This window comes from Microbacterium sp. RG1 (assembly GCF_005347485.1).
GTDB classification, from domain to species: Bacteria; Actinomycetota; Actinomycetes; order Actinomycetales; family Microbacteriaceae; genus Microbacterium; species Microbacterium binotii_A.
This window is the reverse complement of sequence record NZ_CP034121.1, coordinates 664,968-679,614: the sequence shown is the minus strand read 5'-3', so window position 1 is coordinate 679,614 and position 14,647 is coordinate 664,968. Positions and strand designations below refer to the sequence as shown.

12 protein-coding genes and 2 tRNA genes are annotated in these 14,647 nt (G+C 68.4%); 3 read left to right on the top strand and 11 right to left on the bottom strand.

Going from position 1 to position 14,647, the window contains the following annotated elements; translation table 11 throughout:
• Positions 1-17 precede the first annotated feature (17 nt).
• Positions 18-2,054, top strand: coding sequence for a M3 family metallopeptidase (locus EHF32_RS03195; protein WP_137416783.1), 2,037 nt, complete (start codon positions 18-20; stop codon positions 2,052-2,054).
• 4 nt (positions 2,055-2,058) lie between these two features.
• On the opposite strand, the gene EHF32_RS03190 is transcribed toward EHF32_RS03195, so the two are convergent.
• The 7 genes from EHF32_RS03190 to EHF32_RS03160 form a co-directional block, all read right to left on the bottom strand.
• On the bottom strand, positions 2,059-2,631 hold the full coding sequence (locus EHF32_RS03190) for a hypothetical protein (RefSeq protein ID WP_137416782.1): 573 nt from the start codon (positions 2,629-2,631) through the stop codon (positions 2,059-2,061).
• Between the two features lie 25 nt (positions 2,632-2,656).
• Positions 2,657-3,925: an ATP-dependent Clp protease ATP-binding subunit ClpX gene (gene clpX / locus EHF32_RS03185; RefSeq protein WP_137416781.1), complete on the bottom strand. Its 1,269-nt coding sequence runs from the start codon at positions 3,923-3,925 to the stop codon at positions 2,657-2,659.
• A gap of 147 nt (positions 3,926-4,072) precedes the next feature.
• Entirely contained in the window at positions 4,073-4,750 is a 678-nt protein-coding gene (locus tag EHF32_RS03180) for an ATP-dependent Clp protease proteolytic subunit (protein ID WP_137416780.1), read from the bottom strand.
• Between the two features lie 28 nt (positions 4,751-4,778).
• The gene (locus EHF32_RS03175) at positions 4,779-5,363 is read right to left on the bottom strand and encodes an ATP-dependent Clp protease proteolytic subunit (RefSeq protein ID WP_137416779.1); all 585 of its coding nucleotides are present in this window, start codon (positions 5,361-5,363) and stop codon (positions 4,779-4,781) included.
• 33 nt (positions 5,364-5,396) lie between these two features.
• Positions 5,397-5,930 (bottom strand): tetratricopeptide repeat protein, encoded by a 534-nt coding sequence (locus tag EHF32_RS03170; RefSeq protein ID WP_137416778.1) that lies wholly within the window; start codon positions 5,928-5,930, stop codon positions 5,397-5,399.
• 65 nt (positions 5,931-5,995) lie between these two features.
• Positions 5,996-7,444 (bottom strand): trigger factor, encoded by a 1,449-nt coding sequence (gene tig, locus EHF32_RS03165; RefSeq protein ID WP_137416777.1) that lies wholly within the window; start codon positions 7,442-7,444, stop codon positions 5,996-5,998.
• A gap of 67 nt (positions 7,445-7,511) precedes the next feature.
• A tRNA-Pro gene (locus EHF32_RS03160) sits at positions 7,512-7,585 on the bottom strand.
• A 123-nt stretch (positions 7,586-7,708) separates the two neighbouring features.
• Here EHF32_RS03160 and EHF32_RS03155 point away from each other — a divergent pair.
• Positions 7,709-7,779 (top strand) — tRNA-Gly (locus EHF32_RS03155).
• Positions 7,780-8,186: 407 nt separating this feature from the next.
• Here EHF32_RS03155 and EHF32_RS03150 read toward each other — a convergent pair.
• From EHF32_RS03150 to EHF32_RS03140, 3 genes are all read right to left on the bottom strand, one after another.
• On the bottom strand, positions 8,187-10,490 hold the full coding sequence (locus tag EHF32_RS03150; RefSeq protein ID WP_137416776.1) for a DUF2510 domain-containing protein: 2,304 nt from the start codon (positions 10,488-10,490) through the stop codon (positions 8,187-8,189).
• A gap of 152 nt (positions 10,491-10,642) precedes the next feature.
• Positions 10,643-11,173 carry a gamma carbonic anhydrase family protein gene (locus tag EHF32_RS03145; protein ID WP_137416775.1) on the bottom strand — a complete coding sequence of 177 codons (531 nt, stop codon included), beginning with the start codon at positions 11,171-11,173 and terminating at the stop codon, positions 10,643-10,645.
• A 9-nt stretch (positions 11,174-11,182) separates the two neighbouring features.
• The gene (locus tag EHF32_RS03140; protein WP_137416774.1) at positions 11,183-13,327 is read right to left on the bottom strand and encodes an acyltransferase family protein; all 2,145 of its coding nucleotides are present in this window, start codon (positions 13,325-13,327) and stop codon (positions 11,183-11,185) included.
• Between the two features lie 149 nt (positions 13,328-13,476).
• On the opposite strand from EHF32_RS03140, the gene EHF32_RS03135 reads away from it, so the two are divergent.
• Positions 13,477-13,962: a Dps family protein gene (locus EHF32_RS03135; RefSeq protein WP_137416773.1), complete on the top strand. Its 486-nt coding sequence runs from the start codon at positions 13,477-13,479 to the stop codon at positions 13,960-13,962.
• A 61-nt stretch (positions 13,963-14,023) separates the two neighbouring features.
• On the opposite strand, the gene EHF32_RS03130 is transcribed toward EHF32_RS03135, so the two are convergent.
• Positions 14,024-14,605 (bottom strand): flavin reductase family protein, encoded by a 582-nt coding sequence (locus tag EHF32_RS03130; RefSeq protein ID WP_137416772.1) that lies wholly within the window; start codon positions 14,603-14,605, stop codon positions 14,024-14,026.
• Positions 14,606-14,647: the final 42 nt, after the last annotated feature.

Here is a 14,647-nt window from a genome sequence, read left to right as displayed (position 1 = left end):
GCCGATAGTCTGAGCGGATGGCGTCCGTCAATCCGCTGCTCTCCCGGTCCGCTCTTCCCTACGCGCTTCCCGACTACGCCGCGATCGAGCCCGAGCACTATCTGCCCGCGTTCGACGAGGCGTTTCGTCAGCACCGTGCGGAGGTCGAGCGGATCGCGTCCGAGACGGCGCCTCCGACGTTCGAGAACACGCTCGTCGCCCTCGAGCGCGCCGGCGAGACGCTCGATCGTGTGAGCAGGACCTTCTTCACCGTGTCGTCGGCGGATGCCACTCCTGCCATTCAGGCGATCGAGGAGGAGCTCGCACCGCTGCTCTCCGCTCACGGCGACGCGATCCGACTCGATGAACGGCTCTACGCGCGGGTGAGCGCGCTGCACGATGCGCGAGACACCCTGGATCTGGATGCGGAGTCGCTCCGTCTGCTGACGCGGACCTTCCGCGAACTCACCCTCGCAGGCGCCGGGCTCTCCCCCGACGACAAACGGCGTCTCGTCGAGATCAACACGCGGCTCTCGTCGCTGACCACCACGTTCGAGAAGCACCTGCTCTCCGACACGAACGAGCTCGCCGTGCTTGTGAGCGACGAGCGGGAGCTCGAGGGGCTCGCGGCCGGCGAACGGTCGGCCGCAGCCAGAGCGGCGGAACAGCGCGGGCTGGACGGCTGGCTGATCACGCTCCCACTGTTCACGGGGCATCCGTGGCTGGCGTCTCTCGCCGACCGGTCCGTGCGCGAGCGCATCATGAACGCCTCGCGCGCCCGCGGCGGACACGGTGGCGACAACGACAACAGTGCGACGGTGCGCGAGATCGTGCGTCTACGGGCGGAGCGCGCGGCGCTTCTCGGCTTCCCGACGCACGCGGCCGCCGTCACCGCCGATCAGACCGCCGGTTCTCCCGAGGCCGTCGCCGGATTGTTGCGACGTCTGGCGGAGCCCGCATCCCGCAACGCTGCCGCGGAGAAGGCGGAACGCGCCGAGGTCTCCGGTATCGAGGACCTCGCGGCGCACGACTGGGCGTACGCCACCGAGCAGGTGCGTGCGACGCAGCTCGACATCGACACTGCGGGGCTCCGCCCCTGGTTCGAGGCCGAGCGGGTACTGCGCGACGGCGTCTTCGCGGCCGCCACCGCGCTCTACGGCATCACCTTCACCGAGCGACACGACCTCGTGGCGTACCATCCCGGTGCCCGCGTCTTCGAGGTGTTCGAAGAGGACGGCACAGGTCTCGGGCTCTACATCCTCGATCTCTACACGCGCGACACAAAGCGCGGCGGAGCATGGATGAACTCCATCGTGACGCCTGCGGAGCTGCGCCGATCCGCGCCCGTCGTGGTGAACAACCTCAACGTGTCCGACCCGGGCGAAGGCCAGCCGACGCTGCTGACGCTCGACGAGGTGACCACTCTCTTCCACGAGTTCGGTCACGCGCTCCACGGCCTCTTCGCCCGCACGCGGTACCCCCACTTCGCGGGGACGGCGGTCTTCCGCGACTTCGTCGAGTTCCCGAGCCAGGTCAACGAGATGTGGATGCTCGCCGCCGGCGTCGTCGAGAACTACGCCCGCCACATCGAGACCGACGAACCGATGCCCGCCGACGTGATCGAGCGGCTGACCGCATCCGGAACGTTCGACCAGGGCTTCGCGACCAGCGAGTACCTCGCGGCCGCCTGGCTCGACCTCGCCTGGCACTCGTTGAGCGTCGACGACGCCATGGCCGAGATCGACGTCGCCGACTTCGAACGGCGCGCCCTGGAGGACATCGGACTCACCGAGCCCGCCGTGCCCCCGCGGTACTCCACGACCTACTTCGCCCACATCTTCTCGGGCGGCTACAGCGCGGGCTACTACTCCTACATCTGGAGCGAGGTCCTCGACGCGGACACCGTCGAGTGGTTCGCCGAGAAGGGTGGCCTGGATCGGGCCGCAGGCGAGAGATTCCGCCGCCGACTGCTCGGCGTCGGCGGCGCGAAGGACCCGCTCGAGGCGTACCGCGACTTCCGCGGCCGGGATGCGGCCATCGAGCCGCTGTTGCGGAGGCGCGGCCTCGACGTCTGAGACCTCAGCGCCACCCGAGCAGGTCGCGCACGACCCTCTGGGATGCGGGCGAGCCGTCGTTCTCGATCCGCCAGAGCTTGTCGCGCGAGAGGAAGACGCCGTCCGCACGGAAGTGTTCCTCGAGCATGTTCCACGCGGCATGAAGCAGGGGCGCAGCGTCGTTGCTCACGGACGCACCCCGCACGGACACGTGCGAAGCGATGACGAGCTCCGCACCCCCTTGCATCGGCCGGGCGCACGCCACGATCAGCGTCGGCGTCGCGGGCCGTCGGAAGGGGACGAGCAACTCCAGTCCCGTGTCCTCCAGGAGCCAGGTGAGCACACCGCGCTTGCGCGAGATCCCCACATCCCCGAGGTAGAGGTCGTGCGCGATCCACTCGGAGCCGGACAGCGCCACCCGCTCCCCGAATCCGCCGTCTCCGGCGGCGAAGCCTTGCGCCTCGAGGTCGCACCGCGCCACCTCGAGCGCAGAGGCGGCATCCGTCTCGATCAGGAACCGCACGGCGCGTCCGGGCAGACCGTTCCACCGCAGCGGACGGACCCGGGCATCCCGGCCGCGACCGGAGACGCCGTTCACGGCCGGCCCAAACCGCGCACGCGGGTCAGGCGGTCTTGCGCTTCTGGCGCAGCACCAATGTGGGCGCGGCGCCCTCTTCGACGGCGGCACGGGTGACGACGACCTTCGCGACGTCCTCGCTGGACGGGATCTCGAACATGATCGGACCCAGCACGTCTTCGAGGATCGCACGGAGTCCGCGCGCACCGGTCTTGCGCGAGACGGCCAGCTCCGCGATCGCCTCGAGCGCATCGCGTTCGAAGTCGAGCTCCACGTCGTCCAGCTCGAACATGCGCTGGTACTGCTTCACGAGGGCGTTCTTCGGCTCCGTGAGGATCTCCATGAGCGCCTCGCGGTCGAGCGGTGAGACCGCAGCGACGACGGGAAGGCGGCCGATGAACTCGGGGATGAGACCGAACTTGTGCAGGTCTTCGGGCAGCACCTCACTGAAGAGGTCGGGGGCGTCGTCCTTGCGCTGCAGCGGAGCGCCGAAGCCGACGCCGTGCTTGCCCACGCGCGCGGAGATGATCTCTTCGAGACCTGCGAACGCACCCGCCACGATGAACAGCACGTTCGTCGTGTCGATCTGGATGAACTCCTGGTGCGGGTGCTTGCGGCCGCCCTGCGGCGGCACCGAGGCGACCGTGCCCTCCAAGATCTTCAGGAGCGCCTGCTGCACGCCTTCGCCCGACACGTCACGCGTGATCGAGGGATTCTCGGCCTTGCGGGCGATCTTGTCGACCTCGTCGATGTAGATGATGCCGGTCTCGGCCCGCTTCGTGTCGAAGTCGGCGGCCTGCAGAAGCTTGAGCAGGATGTTCTCGACGTCTTCGCCGACGTAGCCCGCCTCCGTCAGCGCGGTGGCATCGGCGACGGCGAAGGGCACGTTGAGACGCTTGGCGAGCGTCTGGGCGAGATAGGTCTTGCCGCAGCCGGTCGGGCCGAGCATGAGGATGTTGCTCTTGGCGATGTCGACCTCGTCGGCACGCTGGTCGGCGGAGATGATCGTGCTCTGCGCGCGCACGCGCTTGTAGTGGTTGTAGACCGCGACGGACAGCGCGCGCTTGGCCTGCTCCTGTCCGACGACGTAGTCCTCCAGGAAAGAGAAGATCTCGCGCGGCTTGGGCAGATCGAACTCGGCGACCTCGCCGGAGGTCTGCTCGGCCATGCGCTCTTCGATGATCTCGTTGCACAGCTCGACGCATTCGTCGCAGATGTACACACCAGGCCCCGCGATGAGCTGCTGCACCTGCTTCTGGCTCTTGCCGCAGAAGGAGCACTTGAACAGGTCGGCGCTCTCACCGATTCGTGCCATGATGCCTCTCTTCCCCCCCGGATAGCTGCGCGGTACATCGAGCCTAACCGGAGTCGGGGACAACGGTCGTATTGCGCGTCAGGATGTGTGCAGACGGTACGACGCCCCGGTCCTCGCTCGGACCGGGGCGTCGTCTGCCGCACGATGTCAGCTCGTGAGAGCGGCGGGCGTGCGCTTGCGCGTGGTCAGCACCTGGTCGACGAGGCCGTACTCGACGGCGGTCTCGGCGGAGAGGATCTTGTCGCGGTCGATGTCGCGGTTGACCTCCTCCTTGGTGCGGTGCGAGTGCTTCGCGAGGGTCTCCTCGAGCCAGGTGCGCATGCGGAGGATCTCCGCCGCCTGGATCTCGATGTCGGAGGCCTGGCCGTGACCGGCCTCTCCCATCGCGGGCTGGTGGATGAGGATGCGTGCGTTGGGCAGTGCCAGACGCTTGCCGGGTGCGCCGGCGGCGAGCAGCACGGCCGCGGCCGACGCAGCCTGACCGAGCACGACCGTCTGGATCTGCGGCGAGACGTACTGCATGGTGTCGTAGATCGCGGTCATGGCCGTGAACGAGCCGCCGGGCGAGTTGATGTACATGATGATGTCGCGGTCGGGGTCCTGGGACTCGAGCACGAGCAGCTGTGCCATCACGTCATCCGCGGAGGCGTCGTCGACCTGGACGCCCAGGAAGATGACGCGATCCTCGAACAGCTTGTTGTACGGGTCCTGGCGCTTGTAGCCGTAGGCCGTGCGCTCCTCGAACTGAGGCAGCACGTAGCGGCTCGACGGCATCTGCAGTCCCTGCGGCGTGTGGGCCGCGGCGCCGAAAGTGGGAATGTTCATTCGGGTTCTCTCTTCTCGCCGTCGCTCGTCAGTTCGCCGTGCCGCCGCCGCCGACGACGTCGGTCGCGGACTCGCGGATGTGGTCGACGAAACCGTACTCGAGCGCTTCGTCGGCCGTGAACCAGCGGTCACGGTCGCCGTCCTCGTTGATCTGCTCGACGGACTTGCCCGTCTGCGCCGCGGTGATCTCCGCCAGGCGGTTCTTCATCGACACGATGAGCTGAGCCTGGGTCTGGATGTCGCTGGCGGTACCGCCGAATCCGCCGTGCGGCTGGTGGAGCAGCACGCGGGCGTTCGGCGTGATGTAGCGCTTGCCCTTGGTGCCCGCGGTCAGCAGGAGCTGGCCCATCGAGGCCGCCATGCCGATGCCGACGGTGACGATGTCGTTGGGCACGAACTGCATGGTGTCGTAGATGGCCATACCGGCCGTGATCGAGCCACCGGGCGAGTTGATGTAGAGGTAGATGTCCTTCTGCGAATCCTCGGCGGCGAGCAGCAGGATCTTCGCGCAGATCTCGTTGGCGTTCTCATCCCGCACCTCGGATCCGAGCCAGATGATGCGGTCCTTCAGCAGCCTGTCGAAGACGCTTGTCGCGACAAGGGGGTCGGCCATGTTCACTCCTGTTCGGTGATCGTGAGAACGAATCTACCGGCGCGGTTCAGAGGCCTCGCCCGTGTTCGCCGTCGGCATACGCTCCGGCGCATGAACGAGTTCGGCGGCGTATCCGCGCACCGATCGCTGGTAGCGCGGAAGGTGCGGAGCCAGCGCCTCGAGGACGATGGCGAGACCCTCGCGCTCCCGATGCGACGACGCCAGCGCGAGTGCATAGAAGGCCGCCGCCGCATCCCTCATCCCGCCCAATTCGACGGTGCGGTACTCCGTCTCGAGCAGCGAGAGGCTCTCGTCGATCTTGCCGAGGTTGCGGATGGTGCTCGCGAGCTGGATGACGGCCTGGGTGCGCCGCTCGGGGTCGAGTCCCGCCTCGAGCGCCGCCCGATACAGAGGTTCGGCCTCCTGCTCGCGGCCCGCGGAGTCGTAGGCTCCGGCCCGCTCGAACAGGGCGATGGCGTCTCCGGCACCGCGCTCCGTCGACAGACGCTCGATCTCGCCGATCCGGGCCTCGTCGCTGAGCGACTCGTCTTCCCATACGGCATCGACGCGGCTCTGCCAGTCGGTCATGGTTGTTCTCCTCCGAGACGACGAAGGGCGGATGCTCGCGCATCCGCCCTTCGTGCCGGCGTGACTTACTCGGCGTCGGCCTTCTTGGCCGGAGCCTTCTTCGCGGCGGGCTTCTTGGCCGCGGCCTTCTTGGCGGGCTTGGCCTCCTCGGCGGCGGCCTCGTCCTCGGCGTCCGCGGCGGCGTCGGCGATCTCCTCGGCCTCCTCGACGACGTCGGCCTCAGCAGCCGGCTCGTCCTCGACGGCGATGAAGCCGGTGAGGTCGACGGGCTTGCCGTCGGTGTCGACGACGCTCACGCGGCCGAGCGCGATCGCGAGGGCCTTGTTGCGGGCGACCTCACCGATCAGCGCCGGCAGCTGGTTGCCCTGCTGCAGCGCGTTCACGAAGTCCTGCGGGGCCATGCCATACTGCGCGGCCGACTGGATCAGGTACTGGGTCAGCTCGTCCTGCGAGACCTGCACGTTCGCCTCTTCGGCGATCTTGTCGAGCAGCACCTGCGTGCGGAACTGCTTCTCGCTCGCCTCGGTGACCTCGGCACGGTGCTCGTCGTCCTCGAGGCGACCCTCGCCCTCGAGGTGGGCGTGGACCTCGTCCTCGACGAGCTTCGGCGGCACGGGGATGTCGACCTTCTCGAGCAGGACCTCGACGAGCTTGTCGCGCGCGGCGGCGCCCTGCGTGAAGTTCGACTGCTGGGCGACGCGCTCGGAGAGGCTCGCGCGCAGCTCGTCGATCGTGTCGAACTCGCTCGCCATCTGGGCGAAGTCATCGTCGGCGTCGGGCAGCTCGCGCTCCTTGACGGCCTTGACGTTCACGGAGACCTCGGCCTCTTCGCCGGCGTGGTCGCCGCCGACCAGCTTCGAACGGAAGGTGGTGTCCTCACCGGCGGTGAGGGACTCGATGGCCTCGTCGATGCCCTCGAGCAGCTCGCCGGAGCCGACCTCGTAGGAGACGCCCTCGGCGCGATCGATCTCGTTGCCGTCGATGGTGGCGACGAGATCGAGCTCGACGAAGTCGCCCTTCGCGGCGGGACGCTCGACGGTCACGAGCGTGCCGAAACGGGCCCGGAGGTTGTCGAGCTCGGCGTCGATGGCCGCCTCGTCCGTGGCCACGGCGTCGACGGTGATCTCGAGCCCCTCGTAGGCGGGGAGGTCGAAGTCGGGACGCACGTCGACCTCGACGGTGACCTTCAGGTCACCGGAGAAGTCGCTGACCTCGGGGAGGGCGACGATGTCGGCCTCGGGGCGGCCCACGACCCGCAGACCCTGCTCGGCGACAGCCGCGCGGTAGAACCCGTCGAGGCCCTCGTTGACGGCGTGCTCGAGCACGGCGCCGCGTCCGATGCGCTGGTCGATGATCGGAGCCGGGACCTTGCCCTTGCGGAAGCCGGGGATCTGGACGTCCTGAGCGATGTGCTCGTACGCGTGAGCGATCGAGGGCTTGAGCTCCTCGGGCGAGACCGAGATCTCGAGCTTCACCCGGGTGGGGGTCAGCTTCTCGACGGTGCTAGTGACCATGCCTGTTGTTCTCCTCTGTTCCGCGCCAACGCACGGTGGCTGAAGGTCTGGGGTCTTGGGGGCCGTGTCGGGGCGACAGGATTTGAACCTGCGGCCTCCCGCTCCCAAAGCGGGCGCTCTACCAAGCTGAGCTACGCCCCGGGCGGGCGGGCACGCGAACGTGCACCGGATTCGGCCCCGAGAAGTCTAGCCGACGCTGCCCGCGCGTCGAATCGACGTTGAGAACTCAGCTATGCTTGCTGAGGTTGCGGCCGATGCCGCTCCGGGGATGTAGCTCAATGGTAGAGCCTCAGTCTTCCAAACTGATTACGCGGGTTCGATTCCCGTCATCCCCTCCGATAAGCGTGAAGGCCCGGCTCGTCCGGGCCTTCACGCTTATGTCGTGTGGTGACGGGAATCGAAAGCAGGCGAAGCCTGCGTCTTCGATTGGGCCCACGCCGCCAGAGGCTCCGCGCGCGGCGCAGCTGCGGGTGGAGGGGCGGTGGGGACCATCATTCCCTCCGATGCAGAACACCTCCGCTGTGCAGGAGAAATGTCTCTCCGCAGGAAGATTCGCGCCGAATCGTCCTGTTCAGCGGCGATCTCCTGCCGATGCGACGCAGGCGTGTCGCCCCAGCCCGACACGCGGTCGGTTCGTTCGGTGAACACGCGGAGCGCGGGACGCCGCCGCCTGTGCAGTTTCCCGAGCACCTCGATGACACCGGGGATGACGGGCCGGATCCGCCGCCTTTCTCAGACGTGATCACTGCGGAGTGGTCGCGTACGAGCTGATGAGCGAATCCACCATCCAGCTCGCCTCCTCGGAGCGCGCCGCGTTGCCTTGGAAGCCCGAGTCGGGGATGAGGAGGAAACGGTTGGCGTCCGGCGAGTCGTTCCACGTGGAGTCGACGGCCAGCCACGCCCCGTCGATGTTCACCTTGTTCCAGGCGTGCCGACCGGCGGAGTACACCGTGCCGGTGACGACGACGGAATCCACATCCGCCGCCTGCATGAGCAGGTGATACGCGTCGGCGTAGCTCGCGCACACGCCGGCCTGTTTGAGCAGCACACCCGCCGCTGTCCACGCGTCCTCGTAGCCGTCGGGGATGACCTCGGCCCCCGTCGCGTTCTTCGCCTCGAGCGCCACATAGTCGTACTCCGCGTGAGCGGTCAGCCAGTCGTTGAGCGCGACTGCCTTGTCCCGAGCGGACATCTCCGGCGTCGTGGCCGCGGCGACGGCCGCATCCACAGCCGTCTTGATCTCCGCCTGCTGCGCTTCGATCGCCGAGTGGTCCTTGTCGTAGGTGACATAGAGCGTCTTGTTGTCGTAGACGCCCGCCCCCTTCACACCGAGCGCATAAGGGTTCTGCGCGAGGGCCTCGTCCAGCGCGTCGTCACCCTGCGGGGCTCCCGGCGCGGAGGTCAACGCGGAGATGTCCACTGCCTTCGACCCGGCGATCAGGTGCGCCGCGATGAACCGCGTCAACTCCGTGCTGCCGAACACCGGATACGCCACATCGGGGTAGGTGTCGACCGTCTCGATGTTGGGATCGACCGGTGCCGAGACCAGCTGGAAGCCCGCCGCCCCCGTCGGCGGCGCTGCCGCCAGCGCGGCAGCGTTGAAGGCATCCGCCTCCGCCTGCAAGTCCGTCACCGCCGCCTGCGGCACATACGTCCACGTGCCCAGTTGCGTCCCCCGAGCGAACATCGGCACCATGTACCACTCGCGGTAGGGGCGCGCCTGGGACGCATCCACGTAGGTGATGGCAGCGCGCGTCGCACCGTCCAGCGACGTGAACGGGATGGTCTTGGGAAGAGCCGCCACGCTCGGCACCGACGTGCCGATCGTGCCCCGCAGCGTGGCGGTGGCGATCTGGTAGGGCAGCGCGCCGACGCCCTGACCGATCGTGTCGAAGCTCTGGTACGGCGAGAAGCGCTTCCCGTCCGTCGCGATGACGCCGAAGTCCCACCCCGACGTGCCGTAGTTCGGTCCGGGCAGGTATCCGGCCCCCTCTTCGTCCGCGCTCGATCCTTCGTACGCCTTCAGTGCGTCGTTCTGACGCTCGGGCCAGGGCTCGTTCTGGAGGCCGCTCTCCTTCACGACCGACGTGCTGGTCCACGTCGTGTCCGACGTCGACCCGAGCAGCGTGTAGCTGCGCGGACCGGTCACCTGCGCCTCGGAGGCGACGATCAGGTACTCGGTCGCGCCGTCCACGGCCTGCCAATCGAGGGCGAGACTGCCGTCGCCCGTCGGTGTACCGAGGCTTGCGACGGGGGTCGCCATTTCGCGCTTCACCGTGAACATCGTCACGATCGGCTTCGCGAGAGGGTTGCCCTCCTTGTCGGCGCGCTGGACGAGGTAGTACTCGTCGTGCAGAGACCACTCCGACGACGCCGTGTCTGAGATGTCCCGCTGTCCGTCCCCTGCGCGGGCGTAGGTCGAGTCGTTGGGAACGACGCGGATGCGGCGATCGTCGGACGGGTACGACGTCGAGCTCGCCGGCTGGACGACCGTCGCGCCCGCCTCATGCGTCAGCGCCGCGTCGTAATACACCTGGAACGCCCAGTCCGGCGCCGCACGACCCTCCTCGTACCCCGATTGCTCGGTCTTCGGGCTGTTCGCCGCGTTGACGTCCCTGAGGAGGTAGTCCACGTCGAAGTGGAACTCGTGATCACGGTCGAGATCCAGCATCGGGTCGGTGTAGTCGTACTGCTCCGACAGATCGGTGTGCAGCGCCGCAGGCACGCCCTCGATGGGACGAAGGAACGTGAACATCCCGACAACGAGCGTCACGACGGCGATGAGCGCGACACCGCCGGTCACGCTGAGCCCGATGATGAGCCCCTTGCGGCGCTTGCGCGGCGGACGCGGCGCCGGGGCGGATGCGGGTGCGGGTGCGGCGTGAGCCGGCGCGGATGCGGGCGCGGCCGGCTCAGGCGCGGCGGCCGCGGGCTGCACCGGGGCATCGGGGCTCACGTGCGACGTCCAGGACGTCCCGTCCCAGTAACGTCGCCCACCGCCGCCCGCGGGATCGGGGTACCAACCGGCCGGTGTCGCTTCTGCCATGACGCCCTGATTCTCGAGATGCTGCGGGGACCCGGCACACGCTAACCGAGCAGAAGAAACTCCGCCGGAACCCTTGCGCACACCCGGGGGTTCCACGCTAAGGGAGTCACAGCCCGCCGCCGCGCCTGCGCGGCTCGGCTGTGGACAGGCCGTCAGTCGGCGGCGGCGTGACGCTCGCTGTGGGCGAGGTAGGCCGCAGCGTTGCGCACCAGACCCGCGCGCTCCTCATCCGTCAGCGAGCGCCGCACCTTGCCGGGCACGCCTGCCACGAGGGAGCCGTCGGGGATCTCCGCCCCCTCCAGCACCACCGCTCCACCGGCCACGAGGCAACCGGCGCCGATCCGTGCACCGTTGAGCACGACGGCGCCCATGCCGATCAGACTTCCGTCGCCGATCGTGCAGCCGTGCACGACGGCGTTGTGGCCGATCGACACGTCCTCACCGATGGTCACCGGATGCCCGCCGTCGACATGCACGCTCACCGAGTCCTGCACGTTGCTGCGGGCCCCGACCGTGATCGTGTCGCCGTCGGCGCGCAGCACCGCGTTGTACCAGACGCTCGCGTGCTCCCCCAGACGCACCCCGCCGATCAGGCGCGCACCGGCGGCCACGAAAGCGGATGCCGGTACCTCCGGCGCGATGTCGCCGAGGGCGATCACGGATGCGGATTCCGAGACGGTCATGTCCCGACCCTAACCGGCGGCCCGGTCCAGCGCGGCGCGGATCGCCTCGGTGTACTGGGGCATGAGCGAGTCGACGAAGGTCACCGTGAGGTGGTCCTGATCCCGGTAGACGTCCGCGCCACCCACGACCGGGAAGCACGTCGCGTCGTCGCAGTACACGTCCGTGAAGTCGAGCATCGTGACCCCCGGCGCGCCCTCCGCAGCCTCGCGCAGCGGATCCTTGGCGACGAGCACGTCCGACCTGGCGCCGTCGCACGCAGCAGCGTCGCGGGTGCGGAGGCACTTGTTCGGGTCGGTCTCCCACACCGGGTTGTCGACGACCATGATCACCGGCACGCCCGCATCCGTCAGCTTCGACCACGCCGAGCGGTAGCCGGCCACGGCAGCGTCGTACGAGGAATCGTGACCGGCCGACGCGTACGGCGTCGTCGCGAGGGCGGAGGTGAACACCACGTCCGGCTTCGCATCCACGAGCGCCTGATCCACCGCGGTGCGCCACGCCGAGCACGCCGCACCGAACGCTCCCGGCGTCGACAACGGGGTGTCGTTCCACGGGCACGCACCCTTGAAGAAGGTCACGAGGCGCCATCCGTTCTCGTCCGCCATCCGCTCGAACGTCGACAGCAGCTGGAACGCGTGGCTGTCGCCGATGAGCGCCACCGTGGGCGCATCGGGCGCGTCGGAGCCGAAGGTGCAGCTCACGGGCCGCGCGTCGTTCAACTGGACGAAGCACTGCTCATCGGCGGGCTTGTCGACCCCGGCGAATCCCGGCGCCGGGAGGATGACGTCGGATGCAGGCGTGTCCCGGCAGTCAGGGTCGAGGACGGACTGCGCACCGAAGCAGGAAGGCGGGTCACTGCGCAGCTGCTCGAGCTGCGCCACGCCGTCTCGGTACGCGGGTGCGTTGAGCGCCCACGCGCCGCCCGCGGTGCCGGCGACCAGCACCATCGCTGCGAGCGAGGCCCAGAGGGTCACGCGGGGACGCCGGGAGGTGAGTGAGCGCCAGGAGCGCGCCGGATCCTCGACGAACCGCTTGGTGAGCCAGGCGAGCACGAAGCAGATGGCCAGCAGCGCGACGCGGTGGTAGATGCTCAATCCCCAGAAGGGCACAGAGGGCGCGATGATGATCAGCGGCCAGTGCCACAGATAGAGCGAGTACGAGATGTCACCGGTGAAGCGCATCGGCGCGATCGACAGGATGCGAGTCGGATACCACCATCGGGCGGAGTTGGACGCGGCGATCACTGCGGCGGCGCCGAGCGCCGGCAGCAGGGCCGCGTAGCCGGGGAACGGTGTCGAGGAGTCGAAGCGGAAAGCCGTGTAGACGAGGGCGATGATGCCGGCCCAGCCGAGCACGAAGCTCGCCGCCGCGTTGCGCACGCGCAGCGCCGGCACGAGCGCGACCATGGCACCGAGGCCGAACTCCCACATCCGAGCGAAGGTGACGAAGTACGCCGGCGCCGGATCGTTGAGGGTCAGCACGACGCAGAACACGAGGGATGCGGCGCTCACCGCTCCCAGTGCGATCAGGATGGCGCGGCGGCGACGTCCGGCGAAGAATCGCACCCCGATCCATGCCGCGAGAAGCATGATGAGCGGCCAGAGCACATAGAACTGCTCCTCGAGCGAGAGCGACCAGTAGTGCTGCACCATCGCCGCCTCCCCCGAGTTGCCGAGGTAGTCGACGGACGCGATGGCGAGGTACCAGTTCTCGACGTAGAAGGTCGACGCGATGATCTCGCTGACCTCCCGTTGCAGCCCCGAGATGGGCATGAGGTACGGGGATGCGGCCACGATCGCGCAGAAGAGCAGGACCAAGAGGGATGCCGGTAGCAGGCGGCGAGCCCGCCGGGCCCAGAACTGCGCCAGGCGCACGGTCCCGGTCGCCGTCAGCTCGCGCATCAGATGCCCCGTGATCAGGAACCCCGAGATCACGAAGAAGACGTCGACCCCGACGTAGCCCCCGGGGATGCGCCCCGGCCAGAAGTGGTAGAGCACGACCAGCAGCACCGCGATGGCGCGCAGGCCCTGCACGTGGGGGATGAAGCGCGAGGGTTCCGCGTGCTCGGGCGATGCGCCGGTCGGCTGGCGACGGCGCAGGCGCGCCGGCTCGTCCAGATTCTGCGGAGTCCGGGCGGGATCTGAGGCTGGCACCCTCCGACGTTAGCCGCAGGTTCCCCGGAATCCCGTCTACGGCACGATCTGCGATCGTGTGAGCCCAGCCTCATCTTGCTTGCGGAATTTCTCCGGCTCGTTAGCGTTTCATTCAGCAGATGCGACTGCCCGAAACGGAAGGCTTTGTCATGACGAAGAACCAGACCATCCCCGCCAGCGCTGCCGACCCGACCGTCGCCGCCGGAGCCGCGCAGTTCCTCACCCCCGTCACCCTCGGCCTGCAGGCCCTCGCCGTCACCGGCAAGCAGGCGCACTGGAACGTGCGCGGCGCGAACTTCATCGCCATCCACGAACTTCTCGACTCCGTCGTGGAGCACGCACAGGGCTGGGCTGACGAGACCGCCGAGCGCATCGTCGCCCTGGGCCTGCCGGTGGACGCCCGCCTGTCGACGATCGCGGCCAAGGTCGCCCCGTCGTCCGTTCCCGCCGGCTTCACGCAGTGGGACGACATGATCCGCCACGTCGTCGCCGACATCGACACGATCATCGTCGACGTGCAGACGGCGATCGACGGGCTGGACGAGATCGACCTCACGAGCCAGGACATCGTCATCGGCATCCGGGCCGGTCTCGAGAAGGACCGCTGGTTCCTCTCGGCCCACCTCGCCGAGTAAGCAGACCACACCGAAAAGACCCCCGCACTCCGAGGAGGCGGGGGTCTTTTCGGTGTGAGGGTCAGTCGATCCGCGAGTGATCGCCGAGCCGGTGCCACGAGCGATTGTGATAGACCAGCGCATCGCCGTGCTCGCCGGGCTCCACGTCCCGGTTGATGCCCGACTGCAGGGCGTGGGCGGCGATGACGGTGGATCCTCCCGCATTCATGCGCTCGATGATGGCGCAGCGCACCCAGGCCCGGACGCCGTTGTAGACGGGCTCCCCGGTGACGAGGCGGCTCCAGCTCTCCGGATCTGCGAAGCGGTCGATACCACTGGTCGATGCGAGTTTGGCGACACCGAGGTCCTCGCTGTCGAGGAGGTGGACGACGACGGTGTCGGCGGCGAGGATCGCGGGGGTCGCCGACGACAGGGCGGAGACGGAGAAGATCAGCAACGGCGGCTGTGCGCTCACCGACGACACCGAGGTGGCGGTCAGCGCGACCGGACCATCCGGTCCCTCGGCGGTGATGACTGCGACGCCACCGGGATGACCGCGGAACAGCGCCTTGAACTCGTCCGGCGACAGCGAGGCGCCGGCGAAACGGTCGCGTTCGGCGCCGTTCTCGTCGAGCGGGTTCGACAGGGGTGCGGGAGTGGTCATACGTCGACGCTACGACTTTCATGTTTCGGGAAGGGCACACGG

What these genes read in the sequence shown, in the direction of transcription:
- EHF32_RS03195 (WP_137416783.1), top strand. Translation starts at nt 18, where the DNA reads ATGGCGTCCGTCAATCCGCTGCTCTCCCGGTCCGCTCTTCCCTACGCG.
- EHF32_RS03150 (WP_137416776.1), bottom strand. Translation starts at nt 10,490, where the DNA reads ATGGCAGAAGCGACACCGGCCGGTTGGTACCCCGATCCCGCGGGCGGC.
- EHF32_RS03175 (WP_137416779.1), bottom strand. Translation starts at nt 5,363, where the DNA reads ATGGCCGACCCCCTTGTCGCGACAAGCGTCTTCGACAGGCTGCTGAAG.
- clpX (WP_137416781.1), bottom strand. Translation starts at nt 3,925, where the DNA reads ATGGCACGAATCGGTGAGAGCGCCGACCTGTTCAAGTGCTCCTTCTGC.
- EHF32_RS03145 (WP_137416775.1), bottom strand. Translation starts at nt 11,173, where the DNA reads ATGACCGTCTCGGAATCCGCATCCGTGATCGCCCTCGGCGACATCGCG.
- tig (WP_137416777.1), bottom strand. Translation starts at nt 7,444, where the DNA reads ATGGTCACTAGCACCGTCGAGAAGCTGACCCCCACCCGGGTGAAGCTC.
- EHF32_RS03170 (WP_137416778.1), bottom strand. Translation starts at nt 5,930, where the DNA reads ATGACCGACTGGCAGAGCCGCGTCGATGCCGTATGGGAAGACGAGTCG.
- EHF32_RS03180 (WP_137416780.1), bottom strand. Translation starts at nt 4,750, where the DNA reads ATGAACATTCCCACTTTCGGCGCCGCGGCCCACACGCCGCAGGGACTG.
- EHF32_RS03135 (WP_137416773.1), top strand. Translation starts at nt 13,477, where the DNA reads ATGACGAAGAACCAGACCATCCCCGCCAGCGCTGCCGACCCGACCGTC.
- EHF32_RS03130 (WP_137416772.1), bottom strand. Translation starts at nt 14,605, where the DNA reads ATGACCACTCCCGCACCCCTGTCGAACCCGCTCGACGAGAACGGCGCC.